This window comes from Halomonas sp. JS92-SW72 (assembly GCF_003547075.1).
Taxonomy (GTDB): Bacteria; Pseudomonadota; Gammaproteobacteria; order Pseudomonadales; family Halomonadaceae; genus Halomonas; species Halomonas alkalicola.
Map to the genome: position 1 here is coordinate 1,046,218 of NZ_CP032147.1, position 12,755 is coordinate 1,058,972.

Annotated in this window: 15 protein-coding genes; all 15 read right to left on the reverse strand. The window is 68.3% G+C overall.

Translation table 11 applies throughout. The annotated features are described in order from the left end of the window. Positions 1-3: 3 nt before the first annotated feature. Positions 4-834, reverse strand: coding sequence for a phage BR0599 family protein (locus tag D1793_RS04935; RefSeq protein ID WP_162899909.1), 831 nt, complete (start codon positions 832-834; stop codon positions 4-6). Positions 835-836: 2 nt separating this feature from the next. Then, the gene (locus tag D1793_RS19370) at positions 837-2,147 is read right to left on the reverse strand and encodes a hypothetical protein (RefSeq protein ID WP_162899910.1); all 1,311 of its coding nucleotides are present in this window, start codon (positions 2,145-2,147) and stop codon (positions 837-839) included. A 1-nt stretch (position 2,148) separates the two neighbouring features. Beyond that, positions 2,149-2,889: a hypothetical protein gene (locus D1793_RS04940; protein WP_119021154.1), complete on the reverse strand. Its 741-nt coding sequence runs from the start codon at positions 2,887-2,889 to the stop codon at positions 2,149-2,151. 26 nt (positions 2,890-2,915) lie between these two features. Further along, positions 2,916-5,450 carry a phage tail length tape measure family protein gene (locus D1793_RS04945; protein ID WP_119021155.1) on the reverse strand — a complete coding sequence of 845 codons (2,535 nt, stop codon included), beginning with the start codon at positions 5,448-5,450 and terminating at the stop codon, positions 2,916-2,918. An 8-nt stretch (positions 5,451-5,458) separates the two neighbouring features. After that, the gene (locus tag D1793_RS04950) at positions 5,459-5,848 is read right to left on the reverse strand and encodes a hypothetical protein (RefSeq protein ID WP_119021156.1); all 390 of its coding nucleotides are present in this window, start codon (positions 5,846-5,848) and stop codon (positions 5,459-5,461) included. A gap of 160 nt (positions 5,849-6,008) precedes the next feature. Continuing rightward, positions 6,009-6,491 carry a DUF6631 family protein gene (locus tag D1793_RS04955; RefSeq protein ID WP_119021157.1) on the reverse strand — a complete coding sequence of 161 codons (483 nt, stop codon included), beginning with the start codon at positions 6,489-6,491 and terminating at the stop codon, positions 6,009-6,011. A 10-nt stretch (positions 6,492-6,501) separates the two neighbouring features. Continuing rightward, complete coding sequence (locus tag D1793_RS04960; protein WP_119021158.1) at positions 6,502-7,290, reverse strand: hypothetical protein; 789 nt, start codon at positions 7,288-7,290, stop codon at positions 6,502-6,504. A 3-nt stretch (positions 7,291-7,293) separates the two neighbouring features. Beyond that, positions 7,294-7,512, reverse strand: coding sequence for a hypothetical protein (locus tag D1793_RS04965; protein ID WP_119021159.1), 219 nt, complete (start codon positions 7,510-7,512; stop codon positions 7,294-7,296). A gap of 29 nt (positions 7,513-7,541) precedes the next feature. Next, positions 7,542-8,018: a hypothetical protein gene (locus D1793_RS04970; RefSeq protein ID WP_119021160.1), complete on the reverse strand. Its 477-nt coding sequence runs from the start codon at positions 8,016-8,018 to the stop codon at positions 7,542-7,544. Continuing rightward, the gene (locus tag D1793_RS04975; protein WP_119021161.1) at positions 8,018-8,425 is read right to left on the reverse strand and encodes a DUF1320 domain-containing protein; all 408 of its coding nucleotides are present in this window, start codon (positions 8,423-8,425) and stop codon (positions 8,018-8,020) included. The genes D1793_RS04970 and D1793_RS04975 overlap by 1 nt, the downstream gene beginning before the upstream one ends. A 118-nt stretch (positions 8,426-8,543) precedes the next feature. Then, positions 8,544-8,969, reverse strand: a complete 426-nt coding sequence (locus tag D1793_RS19660; RefSeq protein WP_205527627.1) for a hypothetical protein — start codon at positions 8,967-8,969, stop codon at positions 8,544-8,546. A 76-nt stretch (positions 8,970-9,045) separates the two neighbouring features. Continuing rightward, positions 9,046-9,948, reverse strand: a complete 903-nt coding sequence (locus D1793_RS04985; protein ID WP_119021162.1) for a Mu-like prophage major head subunit gpT family protein — start codon at positions 9,946-9,948, stop codon at positions 9,046-9,048. Positions 9,949-9,963: 15 nt separating this feature from the next. Then, positions 9,964-10,398 (reverse strand): hypothetical protein, encoded by a 435-nt coding sequence (locus D1793_RS04990; RefSeq protein WP_119021163.1) that lies wholly within the window; start codon positions 10,396-10,398, stop codon positions 9,964-9,966. A gap of 36 nt (positions 10,399-10,434) precedes the next feature. Further along, positions 10,435-11,592, reverse strand: coding sequence for a phage protease (locus D1793_RS04995; protein ID WP_119021164.1), 1,158 nt, complete (start codon positions 11,590-11,592; stop codon positions 10,435-10,437). Positions 11,593-11,695: 103 nt separating this feature from the next. Further along, complete coding sequence (locus tag D1793_RS05000; protein ID WP_162899911.1) at positions 11,696-12,619, reverse strand: hypothetical protein; 924 nt, start codon at positions 12,617-12,619, stop codon at positions 11,696-11,698. Positions 12,620-12,755 lie beyond the last annotated feature (136 nt).

A 12,755-nucleotide genomic window follows, 5' to 3' on the forward strand; every position in this document is an offset into this window, starting at 1 on the left:
CTCTCAGTAGAACGGGCTACGCTGGCCCAGCGGGTTGATCTCGCTGATCCAAGGGCAGCCGCCGTAGTTGAGCATGTTGCCGTGCAGGTTCAGGCAGTCGTCGCCCATGCGCCCGCAGCCCAGCACCGCCGTCACCTCGGTGCCGGGGGCCAGGTCGCGCACCACCCCCGCCAGCAGCAGCTCGGTGGGCGAGATCACCTGCAGGATGGTGCGCCGGGTGGTGCCCGCCTCGGTCTGCCACTCCAGCATGCCGCGCAGGTACTTGGCGGTCGGGTGGGCGTTCCAGCCGGCGTTGAGGGTCACCACCGAACCGTCCGTCGCCGCGACACTGGCGGCGACACTGGCGGCGGCCTTGTCGGCGCGGCACTGGGGGCCGTAGAGCACATGCGGGCAGCCGTACTGGTAGTTGCGGCGCAGCCCCGGGCGACGCACCGCCGTGGCGATGGGTTCGCAGCTAAAGGTGGCCTCCAGCAGCTCCATGCCGAAGTTCAGGATGCGGCCCGACCACACGGCGGTGAACTCGGCCTCCGGGTCGTCCAGCTCGCCGCGGTAGATCACCAGGTTGACCACCTGCTCCGGCGGGTAGACGCGGAACACCTCGACCAGCGGGTTGAAGCGCGGCGTCTTGACCTCCAGGGTGGCGTTGTCCAGCGTCCCCGAACTCTCGATCTCGCCGTGCTTGATCTGGGCGGGGTCGTAGCGTCCGCCGTTGGTGAATATCGGCGTGCCCGCCGAGGTCAGCCGCAGACGCCCCGCATCCCCTTCGGCGAAGGTGATGTCGTAGAGGTAGACCGGGCGGGAGAGCGACCGGCTGGTGAAGAAGGTCTCGAACACTGTTAGAACCCTCCCGTGTCTAACGCTTCTGCGGGCAGCGCTTCCAGAGTGACCATGCCGAACTGGACGGTGGCCACCGCCGAGGTACGCCACTCCACGGTGAGATCGTCTGACGCGAAGCGGCGTAGCAGCAGCCAACCGGCCATCATTACCTGGCTCACCGGCACGCTGTCGCTCCAGGCGCTGTCGAGGTTGATGACCGAATCCCTCCCCTGGGTATCGTCGACGATGCCGATGCTTTGCACCTTGCGCAGCAGCAGCTCGCCGCCCCGTAAGCGCACAAAGAGGGCACGATGGGTCAGGCTGGCGGCGTAGACCTCGGCAACCTCGCTACCCTGCACCCGCAGGGTGGTGGCGCCCGCGGTCAGGCCCTCTCGTAGGGTGAGATCCGGCAGCCAGCTGGGGGCATAGAATTCGCCCTGGCGGCCGCGCATGCGGTGGAAGAGGTCGACGATGGCCTGCACCTCCTCGCGAGTGGCGCCCACGTAGGTCGCCTGCAGGGTGTCCGCGGCAAAGGGCACCGGCGAGTAGCGGCTGGTCGGGCCGGTCTCGTAGTCGAGCTCGTCGACCGGGCGCACCCAGGACTGACTCACCGGCTGCGCCCAGTTGGGACGCATCAGGAACACCTCGCGACCATCGAAGGTGAGCGCGGGTTCGGCGGGCGACGGCGCCGGTTCGGAGAGCGGCCGCACGTAAAAGGTGAGATCCAGGCGCGCCACCATGGCAGTCAGCAGCTCTGCCTGGTGGGCCTGGTCGAGCACTCCGATCAAACCGGCATACACCGGGGCTCCAGCCGGCCAGCTGCGCTGGCTCTGGCCGGTGAAGTAGTTCACGTCGCCGGATACGGCTCCGATGGTCAGTGCCTCGCGCCGAGGCCCATCTCCAATGACGATGGTTAGGCCGGGCAGCATCCAGTCGGGGGAGTCTTCGAGATAGAGGGCGCCGGTGCCCTCGGGCATCTCGGTGGGTAGATGGCGGACGAGGTGGTGCTGGGGCACCACCAGGTTCTGGACCAGGGCGCGATGCACGAAGGCCTGCCAAGTGGCCAGGCCGCCATCATGCAGCACGCAGCTGAACTCCAGACGCTTCCGGGGACGGCTGCGCCGGGCGCTACGGAACTCACGCCCGGAGCGCGAGACCTGGATCTCGGTCAGGTAGCGGTAGCGCTCCTGCACACTCTGCCCGCTGGGCGGCCAGGCGATGGCGAAGGGCCAGGCGCGCCGCTCGCCGTCGGGCGGCACCACCGGCCCCTCGGTCTCGAGGGCATCGGCGCCATGCAGGATCTGGGTGTTGACCGGCCAGGCGTTGAGCACCTCACACCTCCATCAGATAGCCGCGCAGCACAGGGCGCACCGACCAGGCGGTGCCGCTGCCGGCGGTGGCCACGCTGACGCGCACTGCCGTCACCGCGGCGGCCATCCCGGGGCTTTCTACCTGACGCTCGCCTGTGGCATCCACGCTGACGGCGGTGGCGGCGAGGTAGTCGCTCGGCGCCTGGTCGTCAGGGCCGGCCTGCAACTCGGGGATGCCGCTCACGCTATCGGCGGCCTCGACGATCAGGTCTAGGGCATCCAGGAACAACTGATGCCCCGCCGGCACGGCGATCTCGACGAAAGCGGTGTTGTCGGTGAGGTCGAGGGGGCCGGCATATAGCGCCACTTGGCGGGCGTAGCTGGCTCCCTCAATGGCCTGCTCGTACTGGGGGTGCGGATCCGCCTCGGCCTCATGCTCGGCGACCGCCTGGGCGGCCTCATTCAGCCCCTCGGCCGTCTGGCGGGCTTCCGCTGGCGTGGCCTGAGGCCAGTCGTCCTCGCCAGTGCCCTCGCGGGCGCGCAGCACCGTCAGCTCGCTGCCGGCCCGGCCGGTCACATGCACGATCTCGCGGCGCAGGTCGACCCCGCGGATGTTGCGCTCGACCAGGGTCAACGCGTAGGGCGTGCTGGGCGAGGCATCAGCGAACTCGTCGCCGCTGCCGATGATGGTGAGCTTGGTCTGTCCGATCGTCAGCGGCTCAGCGAGCTGGGTGGCATAGTTGTTGAGGAAGCGGAACGGCATCGTCGTGTATCCCTATGGAGAAAGGCCTAGAGGCCCAGAGCGTTGCGCCAGGCACTGCGATTGGAGCGCACGTAGTTGAGCTGAACCTTCTGGCCCGCGGTGTCCGCCATGGCCTGCTCAAGCACGTCCACAGCGTCGAACACGTTGACGTTCTTGACGCTCACGTTGGGCGCGCCGCCGCCCTGGTTGTCGCGGTGCCGCGGATCGGCGGCGGTCAGCACCTCCTCGCCCCGGCGCAGGATGGCCGGCACCTCGTCGGGGGCTAGGCCGGCGATACCGCCGGTGTGGTAGCGGCGCGCGGTGCCAAACAGGTCGCGAGAGGTGCCGCCCTGGCCGACCACGCCGCCGCCGTGGAACTGCAGCAAGCCCGAGATGATCCCGCCCGGACTGCCGCCGCCCATTGCCTGCAGGGCGTTGAAAATGGCTTGTTGGGCAATCATGCGGGCGATCTGCAGCAGGAAGTCGGCGGCGAACTGGCGGAAGGCGTCGGCTAGGGAATCAATTGCGTTGCGGCCGTTGGCGAGATCCTCGGCAAACGAATCCAGGCCACGCGCGGCGCCAAAGGTGAACTGGCGATTGATGGCCGTGGTGCTGAGCAGCCCCCGGTTGATCTCCTCGATGCGTTGGCTGACCTGGGCATAGGCCTGGTCGAGGGCGGCGGCGTACTCGGGGAACTGACGCTTGAGCTCCTCGATCAGCTCCAGCTGACGCTCGAGCGCCCGGGTGGGATCCGCGCGATCGAGGATACCTTCCAGGTTGCGCTGCTGTTCTAGCTGCTCCTGGTTCGCCCGGGTCAGCTCATGGGCGAGCCGTACCTGCTCCTCTAACTGGCGGGCGCCTACCTCGCCGACGCGGTGCTTGAGCTCCAGTAGGGCGGCCTGGAGGCGATATTCCTGGGTTTCCTCGCCAGCGAACTGGGCGAGCAACTGCTGCTGGGCGATACGCAGGTCGAGGTCATCCTGGGCGGCGCGGATCTCGGCTTGGCGCTGCTCCGCCTCCATGGCGTCATGGATCAGACCGGCCAGGGTGCGGGCCTGCTCGATCTGGGCGGGGCTGGCAAACTCGTTGAGGCGCGCCGCGGCGGCATCCATGGCCTGGGCGCGATCGCGCTCGGTACCGGCCAGCGTGTCCAACAGTTGCTTTTCGCGCTGCAGCCCTTGCAGCACCTGCTGGTTGCTTGCCGCCTGGCCGGCGGCCCGCTCGGCCTCAGCCTGGGCGCGACGCTCAGCCGCCTCCCGGGCCGGGCGCTCGGCGGCCTCGATGGCGGCGGCGGCGCGGGCCTCTACCGAAGCCCGGGCGCTGGCCAGGTCGGCGTCATTGATGCCGCCCTGGGCGGCCAGACCCTCCAGCTCGCGCAGCATGCGATCACGCTCTGCGATGATGCGCTCGTTCGCCGTGCGCTCGATCTCGACGCGCTCGTTATTGGCCTCGCTCTCGATTTCCCGAATACGATCCAGACGCCGCCCAGCAGCCGCCTCTGCCGCCTGCTGGGCGCGTTGCAGCGCCTCGGGGCCAGACGTATCCACCCGAGGGGTGGTCGGCTCCCCAGCCCGGTTGCGCAGCTGCAACGCTGTCACGCCGAGCCCGAGCGGCCCTGGTAGGCCGGAGAACCCCTCTTGTTCGAGCCCTCGGCGAGCCTCCAGGTACTGGTTGAGCGTACCCAGCAGCCCGGACATGGCGTTGGTGGCATTGGTCACCGGGCCGGTATCGCCCAGGTTCTCCTTGAGCCGCGTCCAGCGTTCGCCGAGGGTATCCGTCGCGCCCGCCAGCCCCGCCGCCTCGCCGGCCCCGGTGCCGCCGATCTGGCGCTCGAGGTGCTCGAGGATGACACCCATGGCCTCGGCCTGGCGCCCGCTCTCGACCATCTCCCGGATCATCTCGCGCTGCTCGAAGGAGAGGTCGGTCATGCGCCGCGCCAGGCGGCCCAACCCCTCCTCAGGCGCTTCCAGCACGCGGCCAAGCTGCTGGACATTGCTCGCCAGGTTGCCCCCCAGATCCTGGGCCAGGGTCAGGGTGCGGAAGAAGTCCTCGCGCGTCACATTGCTGAAGCCGAGCAGCTCGGCGGCTGCCTCGCGCACGGCGCCGGCAGAGGTCAGCGTGTCCTCGGCCAGCTGGCGGGCGAAGGCATTGATCTCCTGCGCCGACACCCCGGCGGCGTTGCCGGTGGCCTGCAGGCGCGCTTCGATTCGCAATAGCTGACGTTCGGCCTCGCCAGCGGCTCGGGTGAAGGAGACATACCCCATCACCCCGGCGCTGGCCGCCAGGCCGGCGCCCCCCATGGCCACGCCGGCCCTGCTCGCCAGGGTCGCAATGGAGGAGAAGCGGCTGGCGACGCCGCCCAGCGGGCCATGCAGCACCGCCGAGGCCGAGGCCGCATTGCGCATGCTGTCGCTGAAGCTGCGGGTTTCGCGGGCAGCGCCCCGGGCCTGCTGGCCGCTGCGCTGGGTCTGCTCGGTCAGCCGCCGCACCTCACGCACACCCTGTTCGGTGCCTGCCCGCAGGTTGCTGGGGTCGGCCTCTAGGCGGACGCCGAGGCGCAGGTCGTTACCGGCCATGGCCATGGGTTAGCTCACGACTCTGCGCCGCCGGGCATCGCCCGGGGGCAGCTGTTGTCGTAGGCCTGCACGATGGCCAGGGCCATGCCCTGGATGTCGAGCAGGCGGCGGAAGCCCTCGGGAGTGAATGACAGCGGATTGCCGTGCTCGTCCTGTACGTGCCGCCAATCGAGGATCACGCGAAGCAGCAGAGCGGCCACGGCCTCCTCCTGCTCCTGCTCGCTGGTGGTGGCGTCAGCCACTACCTCGTCCAGCTTCACCATGAGCTGCTGCCAGGCCTTGCGGCCCACATCGAGCACCTGGAGATCGAAACGCATGGCGGCGGGCTCGGCCTGATCATCGCAATGCTCGACGATCAGCGGCATCCAGAAGGGGTGAGGGTCGCCCAGCGTAAGAGGGGGCATTTCGTGACTCCTTAGGTATGTGTTACGCCATCGCGCAGCTGGCGGATGACATCGGCTGGATTGGCGCCCCAGGCGACAGAGACGGCCTCGATCAGATCGGCGCGCTGGCGGTCACGACGGCGCTCGACGGCTTGAAACAGCCGGCGAACCTGGCGCAGGGTCAGCCGGTCGGCGATCTCTCGCGGGTCTCGGCCGTAGCCGGCGCCGACGAGCTCATCGAACAGCTCGGCGAGGGGCACAGGGTCGCCAGCACTGCCCCCAGGGTCCGCTCCGCCCCCGAATGCAACACCAGCCGACGCATAAAAAAACCGCTGTTGGCCCTCCAGAACGCCATGGTCAGGGTCATGCCGTCCTGATCGGCCAGTTGGGAAAGCCAACGCCTGTCCCGATCGCAGGCCAGGCACAGCAGCTCGGTCCAGGTCTCCCAGTGCTCCAGCAGCAGGGTCTCGATCACCGTCTGGGTGGCGGCGGACGCCCCGAGCTCACGCAGCCGATCGAGCAGCGGCCGAGCCAGGGCGCAGGCGCGCAGCCCCTCCAGGTAGCGGAACTCGCGCACCGTGACCTGCTCGCCGCTGGAGAGCGTCACCACCACATCGGGGAACAGGATCTCAGCATCCGTGCCGGTCTCGGTCTGATCAGTCATGGTTCACCCTTCAGCTGGCAGGTGCTGCGCGGCCATCGACATACACCTGGGCGTAGCCCGGACGGCTCTGCACCGAAATGGTAAAGGGCATCTCCTGGGGGTTATCGCGGCCCTTCATGGGCAGCTCACCATCGGGGCTCAGGCTGGCATGGGGCACGAAGATGTCGTTGTTGGGCCCATCGGTGTTGTTGGCCACGAACCGGATCTCGCCCATACGTGCCCCCTGCTGGCTGCTGGTGGCCCGCTGGCGGGTCTCCTCCGCGGGGGTATAGTCGATATGCAGTGTCTCTTCGGTGATGGCGCCACCCTCGAGAACCTCGATCATGCCGATCTCGGCATGCACCACGTAGTCGGTGCCCGCCACATAGGTGGTGGTATCGGTCTCGTCGGTGACCTCCACCGAGGCGACGTTGCGCACCCCGCCGGGGTTGGCGGCGCTCTGCCCCAACTGGTAGAACCGACCCGGCATCACCTCGTGCTCCTCGTCGGTCACCGGGGTGGATGCCTGGTTGACCTCGGATGTCTCACCCATGATGAACAGCGCGTAGTTGGCGATCGCCATGTCGCGAAGGGTGGTGCGCCCGGAGCGGGTCACCCGGATCGGGATGTCGCGGATACGCTCAGCGATTGGCCCGTCCGATTCATCGACGGTCAGGTTCTCGCCCTGGGCGGTAATCGTGAAGGCCGGCGTCTGAGCCAGATAGCGGTAGCCCTCGTAGCTGCCGTCGGGCCGCTGGGCATTGAAATACACGCGCCCCGCGGGCACGACGATCTTGAGGTTGTCCAGTGACTGCGGCATGGCTTAGCCCTCCTGGGGGGTGGATGCGCTGGCTTTCGCGACGCCTTTGGCACTCGCACTGACGTGTCCACTCTTGGTCAGCCGCGCGATCTGCGCCTCGGTGAGGCGCGGCTTTTCCTTGTCGCCGGGCTTGAACTCGCGGCCACCCTGGATGATGGGTTTGGCCAGATCGACCTCGCGGCGTGGCGCCGGCGTCTTGGTGGTGTGGGGCTTGGTGCTCACGGTTCTCTCTCCTGGGTGATACTGCCGAATCAGTCGACCGATGCCGCCTGGGTGGCCAGCACGGCCTCGAACTGCAGCGGGAAATAGCCATAGCCGCCGCGGCGGTAGGCCGGCGCCGGCGCATTAACCCGCACTAGCGGGCCGAAGCCTGGCCCGGGCCGCCAGCCGGAGAGCGCCTGCAGGGTGCGGGACAGGATCGGTCCCGCCGCATCGCGCACGCTCTGCCCGCCCATCTGCTTGCGCGGGGAACGCACCGCCAGCACGACCAGCCAGCGCTGCCGAAGCACGTGATAGTCGCCCTGGTCGGTGGCGGCGCCACCCGGCACCACATCGCCGGCATACAGCACGAATACCGCCGGGGTGTGCTGGGCCTGCTCGGCCACTTCGGCGAGATCCGCCGCCGACAACACCTTCAGCTCCTCAAGATCCTCGAGCAGATCTTCCAGCCGCTGAATGATCCGCCCTCCGGCGACCAGGTAGTCGGCGTGGTGCAGTGCCTGGCTCATCAGAACCCCCCTCCCGGCATCACCCGACGGCCGACCTGGAACTCCACCGTGCCGGCAGTCTCGCCGCCGTCCTCGATGCCGATGCCGAGCAGCACCTCGCCCTTGGCGACCATGCGCAGGAAGCGGATGGCGTCCTCGTAACGCTTGGTCACCTGCTCGGTGGCGGCGTCGTCATACAGGCGGTAGCGGGCGATGTCGCAGGCGTAGCTGGCGACGATCTTCGGCACCGGGGAGAGCGGCACCGTGTAGCCGCCGCCCGCCACGTAGCCGTCGATCTCGCCGCCGGCGTCCTCGATGGCGCGGTCGATCTCCTCCTGGTCGACCTGGCCGGTGCCGTCATCGGCCAGGGCGAGGATCTCGCTCTCGCCGAATCGCCGGGTCAGGTCTTGAAGGGTGATGTAGGACATGGCGCGCTACCTGCTGGGTGGATGAAAGGCCGCCTGATCGCCTCGCGGCGGGCCGGCGGCTGCCGGGTTTCCAGAGCCCGGCCTGGAGATGGATCACCTCCTGCGGCGGTTGCCGTGGTCAGGTTGTCTCGGGCTCGTCCGGCTCTGCCGGGAAGGTGCACTCCTCCACCTCCAGGGCGGGGTCGGCCTTGAGGGCGGCGACTTCCTCGGCGGAGAGCGCCTCCAGGGCGATGCCATGCCCGTTGCGATCGAAGCGGTGGCCGGCGCGTCGGCGGCTTTTGAAGCGCCGCTTGGTGCGCACGAACAGCGCCGGGATCTCGCCATTGGCCGCCTTGGCGTTGGTGGCGCCATCCTTGGTGCCGGTTGCCTCCTTGCCAGCGGCGGGCGGGGTATCCTGCTGGGCGTCCTGAGTAGGGCCATCCGTGGCGGTGGCTGCATCCGTGTTCGGTACGGCCTCGCCCTGGGCGGGCGCGGCCTGGGTGTTCGGGGTCGACTCGCTGGCCTTCGCCTCGGCGGGCTTGGTGTTGCGCTTGCGGGTGGTCATGGGGCTCTCCTGTGGGTCTTGTCGGGCCGCCACCCGGATGGGCGGCGGCACCGGCTCAGATCACCTCAGCGCAGCGTCAGGCGCTGGCCAGCCAGGGGTTGAGGATAAGCTGCGAGGTGTTGGCCCACTCGTTGGTCTCGCCACCGGTGGTCAGCTGGTTCTGCAGCACCCGGCGGGCCTCGCCTTCCATGCTGGTGGGCACCATGGTGTGGCTGTGGCGCAGCCCCAGCGGTCGGCCGTGGTCGCCCTTCATGGCCTGCAGGGCCTTGCGCGCGGCCTTGTAGTTGTCGGCGTTGAACTCCTGGTTGGAGCGCACCGCCAGCATCCACAGGCCGGGGCCGGCGTTGACCCGGGCATCCACGCCCATGACGAAGTTGTCGGTCATGAATACCTGGTGGTCGTTGAGGTTGGTGATGGCGCGGAAGTCGTAGTCGCGACGCCGCTGGAACACCATCGGCTTGATCACCCGGGTGAGGTCCATCACGTACCAGGCATCACCGCTGCCACCCATGTCGTTGGAGACCGAGATCTCCTGGCCGCCCTCGTCGAGCACCGTGTGGTCGGTGTCGAACAGCGGCTGGCCGTCGAAGCACTCGGGGTTGGCCTCCAGGACCTCCACGGCGAGCTCGTTGGGATGCTCGCGGGAGCTGCGGCCGTACTCCTCGAACACCGGGGCGAAGAGCCCGTAGGTGTCGTCCTCGATGTTGTCGCGGGGCACACCGGTGGAGAGCTCGAACTTGCGGTTGCGGATCGAGAAGTCCGCGCCTTCCAGGCCGTGGATGATGCGGTCGCCGAGCCACTCGCGCATGCGCGGCAGGCTCTTGAGCCAGGGGTAGACCTCCACGGCGGTGCTGGAGGGCACCACGGTGCAGAACAGCTCGTATAGCGCGGCCTGCTCGCCCAGCGAGCTGAAGCCCTGCTGGAAGTTGGCCTTGTAGGCCTGGAACAGGACCTGCAGGTTGGCGTTGGTGAGGTTCATGATTCGAGGCTCCTATCAGGCGCTGGCGGCGACGCCGTTGGTGGGATCGATGCACACCCAGACGCCGTGGGCGTCGACGTCGTCGACGATGCCGGCCGGGCTGCGGGCTCCGGTGTCGTCGGTGGCGGCCACGGTCTCGTCGTCGACCAGGTAGCAGACCGAGCCGATTAGGGTGCGGGTGATCTCGTCGGCACCGGCCGAGTTGGCGAAGTGGAAGAAGCCGCGCTCGATCTCGACCGTCTGGTCGCCATCGGCGCCGCCGGTGTTGTCCTGGTAGTGGTGGAACACGCCCAGGGCGGTGAGGCCGGTGGCAGTGCTGGCCGGCTCGGCGTAGCCGGTAGCGTTGAGCACAGCGATGGCGCCGGCATGGCACACGGCATCAGCGGCGACAGGAGCGCTACGGCGGAAGCCGGCGCGGGTCGGGGTGTTGCGGTTCTTGGTGGTGGCCATGACGGCACTCTCCTCGTTGGCGATCCGGGTGGCGGGTTACTCGACCGGGTTGGCCGCGCGGTAGGCCTCGGCGGTCAACCCCATGGCCTTGCACACCGCCAGCTCGGCCTCGGAGAGCGCCCCCTTGGCCTTAGCGTCGCCCTCGGGTTGGCGGCCCTGAGTCTGGGTGCCCTTCAGCGCGGCGATGGCGGGCGCGCCCTCCAGATGCGCCTTGCAGGCGGCCAGGCCTTGCGTTTTCAGCCAGTCCGCGGTGGCCTGGCCGGGGATTCTCCCGTCGGCCAGGCCCTCCTCGATCAGGCGGTCGAGCTCGGCGTTGTCGCCGCCGGCCTTGAGCGCGGCGAGCTGCTGGGCGGCCTCGTCATACACCGCCTTGGGCACGTACTGGCTCATGTCCGGGTTGGCGCGCTGGCTGGCCTGAGTCTTCAGCGCCGCCACGGCCGCGGCCGGGTCGTCGCCTTCGCCCACGTCGAGGGCCTGGCGCAGGGTGTGGGCGGTATCGGCCTGGGCCTTGAGGGCGGCCAGTCCGGTTTCGATCTGCTCGTCGGTGGCGTCGGCCGCCAGGCCGAGCAGGGCAATCAGCTGTTCACGGTTCACAGCGTCATCCTCTTGATGGGTGGCATGGGGATCGTGAGGCTCGGCAGCAGCCGCACGGCGGGCGGCAGCCAGAACGGCATCGCCATCGCTGATGGCGGGATTGTTGGTCAGGGAAAGGTGCAGCAGGTCCAGCACGTCGCCGGTCTCGGCGGCATACGGGAATACAGGGGAGAGGTAGCGGTACTCGGGGGGCTCGCCCTCGGGGCCAGGCGCCACGGACCGCTTGGCAGCCGCCGTCCACTGGATACGTCCATAGAGGCCATCGTCGCGCCACTCCAGCGAGCGCGGGTCGACCCAGCCGGCCGCCGGGGCCGGCTGGCCGTTGCTCTCGCTGAGCAGGGTTTGATGCTCATAGTCGACGACGATGTCGGTACCGCGCGCCGCCGCCATCTCGATGATGCGGCGGGCATGGGTCTCGTCTAGGCGCCAGGGACCGCCACCGCGCATCGAGCCCCGCGGGGCATCGAACTGCCCGGCGGGAATCAGCCGCGTCTTGGCCTCACCCCGGTCGAGGCTAACGGCCAAGGCGCAAGCGGCAACGGGCTGTGCCGGGCGAGCCGCCAGAGCGGCCAGGGGTGAGGTGGAGCGTTGCGTGGTCATGGGCGCAGCATGGCGCCCGGGAACCGGGGGGCGGATTTAAAGGGGCTTGGGAAATTTGGAGGTCCTGAAGGCGCCAGGGGTGGCGCCTCAGGCGGTCAAGAAATCACGACGGATCGCCGAAGTCGATACCGAACTGCACCTTCGGCGAGGCACTGCGATGGTCGATGACCTCCAGGATCTCGTAGTCGGCGCGAAGCCCCTGGGGCGTGATGCGCTGACGGCGACAGACCTTCGCTCGGATGATGTCATCCTTGGCGAAGTTCTCCTGATTGAGCTGCACGCGCTTCAGGAAGGCCTCGTCCAGCACGTTGGCGAAGAAGGCGTTACCGCCTCCACCCTCGGTAAAGCGCCACTTGTTGCCATCCTGGAAGGCCACCGTGACCACCTGCAGGTTGGCCACGAAGGTATCCTCATCGAGGATCTCGTCTTCTGCCGGCGGCGCCTTGAAGTAAGGGGCCTCGTCGCGCTCCACGTGCATGACCACCTCGCCACCCTTGCGCGGCAGCACCGATACCGAATCGATGCCCTCACGCTCCAGGGGCTCACTGATCATTCCCTCCAGCGCCTTGCGCAGCTTGTAGTCGCGCACCAGCTGGATGATGCGTTCCTCGGTATCGAGGTGCTCATCGTTGATGTGCAGGCGGACGACGCCATCGCCCAGCGGCTCGACCCGTGTGATCTGGCGGCCGCGCATCCAGCGCACCACGGCGACCACGCTTCGCGCGGCATCCCGGGCGGTCAGTCCGAGCAAGCCGCACAGGGTCGCGATCGAGGTGACATGGTGGTTGCTGACCAGGTCCTGTATGCGGCCCCACAGGGTCTGCATGGTTTCCAGGTCGACGCCGAAGGAGCCGGTCTTGAAGGAGGCATGCACGTTGACGCTGACCTTGGCCTGGTCGCCGTTGAGGATCTCGTTGGCGCGCTCGACCAGGTCACCCACGGCTAACAGCGCCGGAGCGAGGGCACGCACGTCCATCCGATGCTCTTCCAGGGCGGGACCGTCATACACCAGGTGCAAGCGCAACATATCGTCCTTCACCTCCTCCATACCGAACCCATCCCTGCGTCATTGTGTTATCGAATGCGGCTCATCATTCACTATAGCGCCCCTATCGTCCACCGCCCTCGGGTGGCAATGCCCCGTCTCGCTTTTCTAACGCGGG

What these genes read in the sequence shown, in the direction of transcription:
- D1793_RS04960 (WP_119021158.1), bottom strand. Translation starts at nt 7,290, where the DNA reads ATGCCGCAGTCACTGGACAACCTCAAGATCGTCGTGCCCGCGGGGCGC.
- D1793_RS04985 (WP_119021162.1), bottom strand. Translation starts at nt 9,948, where the DNA reads ATGAACCTCACCAACGCCAACCTGCAGGTCCTGTTCCAGGCCTACAAG.
- D1793_RS04975 (WP_119021161.1), bottom strand. Translation starts at nt 8,425, where the DNA reads ATGTCCTACATCACCCTTCAAGACCTGACCCGGCGATTCGGCGAGAGC.
- D1793_RS05000 (WP_162899911.1), bottom strand. Translation starts at nt 12,619, where the DNA reads ATGTTGCGCTTGCACCTGGTGTATGACGGTCCCGCCCTGGAAGAGCAT.
- D1793_RS04950 (WP_119021156.1), bottom strand. Translation starts at nt 5,848, where the DNA reads ATGCCCCCTCTTACGCTGGGCGACCCTCACCCCTTCTGGATGCCGCTG.
- D1793_RS04940 (WP_119021154.1), bottom strand. Translation starts at nt 2,889, where the DNA reads ATGCCGTTCCGCTTCCTCAACAACTATGCCACCCAGCTCGCTGAGCCG.
- D1793_RS04955 (WP_119021157.1), bottom strand. Translation starts at nt 6,491, where the DNA reads ATGACTGATCAGACCGAGACCGGCACGGATGCTGAGATCCTGTTCCCC.
- D1793_RS04945 (WP_119021155.1), bottom strand. Translation starts at nt 5,450, where the DNA reads ATGGCCATGGCCGGTAACGACCTGCGCCTCGGCGTCCGCCTAGAGGCC.
- D1793_RS04990 (WP_119021163.1), bottom strand. Translation starts at nt 10,398, where the DNA reads ATGGCCACCACCAAGAACCGCAACACCCCGACCCGCGCCGGCTTCCGC.
- D1793_RS19660 (WP_205527627.1), bottom strand. Translation starts at nt 8,969, where the DNA reads ATGACCACCCGCAAGCGCAACACCAAGCCCGCCGAGGCGAAGGCCAGC.
- D1793_RS04995 (WP_119021164.1), bottom strand. Translation starts at nt 11,592, where the DNA reads ATGACCACGCAACGCTCCACCTCACCCCTGGCCGCTCTGGCGGCTCGC.
- D1793_RS04970 (WP_119021160.1), bottom strand. Translation starts at nt 8,018, where the DNA reads ATGAGCCAGGCACTGCACCACGCCGACTACCTGGTCGCCGGAGGGCGG.